Annotated in this window: 2 protein-coding genes and 1 tRNA gene; all 3 read right to left on the reverse strand. The window is 59.1% G+C overall.

Going from position 1 to position 1304, the window contains the following annotated elements; genetic code table 11:
• Positions 1-238: transposase (locus C0Z18_RS32420; RefSeq protein WP_146014087.1), on the reverse strand; the 238-nt coding region annotated here is incomplete at its 3' end.
• A 587-nt stretch (positions 239-825) separates the two neighbouring features.
• Positions 826-901: transfer RNA gene (locus C0Z18_RS32425), tRNA-Ala, on the reverse strand.
• Positions 902-978: 77 nt separating this feature from the next.
• Positions 979-1296: a c-type cytochrome gene (locus C0Z18_RS32430; RefSeq protein WP_408647248.1), complete on the reverse strand. Its 318-nt coding sequence runs from the start codon at positions 1294-1296 to the stop codon at positions 979-981.
• Positions 1297-1304: the final 8 nt, after the last annotated feature.

Genomic DNA, 1304 nt, shown 5'->3' on the forward strand with positions numbered 1-1304 from the left:
TCTGCAAGCGCTTGTTCTCCGCGCGCAGCCGCGAAAGCTCCATTTGCTCCGGCGTGACTGGCTTCGCTCCCGCTCCGTTCAGCTTGCCTGACTCATCGGCCTTCACCCAGTTGCGAAGCGTCTGCTCGGACATGCCCAGCTCGCGGGCCACCACGGCGAACCCTTGGCCATCCTTGATCCGTTGCACGGCCGCTGCCTTGAATTCCGCCGTGTATGCCTGTTTGGGTACCTTGAACATTCCTGTTTCCCTTCCTTTCCGTCGAGTTTATACATGACCTCTTGGAAGGCGAAATTTCAGGGGAAGCTCAAGGTTGGCGAGCAGAGCACCGCCGCGCGTCTTCGGAAGCTCGGCCGTTTGTCATTGACTCACCTCCAATTGTCGGGCGTGTGGAAACGCCACCGATCGAGCCTACGGTCAAGCCGGGGATTTAATGGATTCAGGTATGTCTCTGGTGGCGACCCTCAAGTCGGCCCGTCAAACGATCGAATGTAAAGCGAGGTCGTGCCCTCGGATCCAATGTACCGTTGACCGGCCACAACAAAATTCAAGCCCCCTCAAAATCTGCGTTTGGCGTCAGACGATGCCAGTAATCGGCGCAAGCCCGGATGATTGACTATCTGCGTCACCCTTCTTGTTCGGCGGCGCCAGCCGGCAGACTTCCCGATCCGTAAGGAAAGGGGACACCTTCCGTATCGCAGCGGGCGCAAATCTCCCCAAGGCCCTCCCGATTCCCAAAACCGACTCCGAGAATGAAAACAAAAACCCCGCGAGCCTTACGCTACGCGGGGTTTTCGGAATACTGCGAAACTACCTGAAATATCCGTTGGTGGAGCGGAGGAGGATCGAACTCCCGACCTTCGCATTGCGAACGCGACGCTCTCCCAGCTGAGCTACCGCCCCAACGAAGCTGCAATTCTGTCACGGGAATCTAGGGTTTGACAAGCCCCTATCCTCCTGAAAATCCCTAACGCTCGCAGCTACTTAGCGGCGTCAGTGGGTGCTCCGGCGAGCACCCATCCGACGACGGTATGGATGTCTGCGTCGCTCATCCTTGGGTGGGAGGGCATGGGAATGACGCCCCAGACTCCGGCCCCACCGTCTTTCACCTTCTTCTCGAGCCGCGCTTGTGCTTGGGAATCGCCTTTGTACTTAGCGGCGATGTCGCGAAAGGCGGGGCCGACGAGTTTCCGGTCTACGGTATGACAGCCTAAGCACGCGTTCTGCTTGGCGATTTCATACCCCGCGGGCGAGGAAGCGGCGAACGCCCCCGTCGCCCCCGCCAGCGCGGCAACCAATACAACAG

This window comes from Trinickia dabaoshanensis (genome assembly GCF_002879885.1).
GTDB lineage: Bacteria > Pseudomonadota > Gammaproteobacteria > Burkholderiales > Burkholderiaceae > Trinickia > Trinickia dabaoshanensis.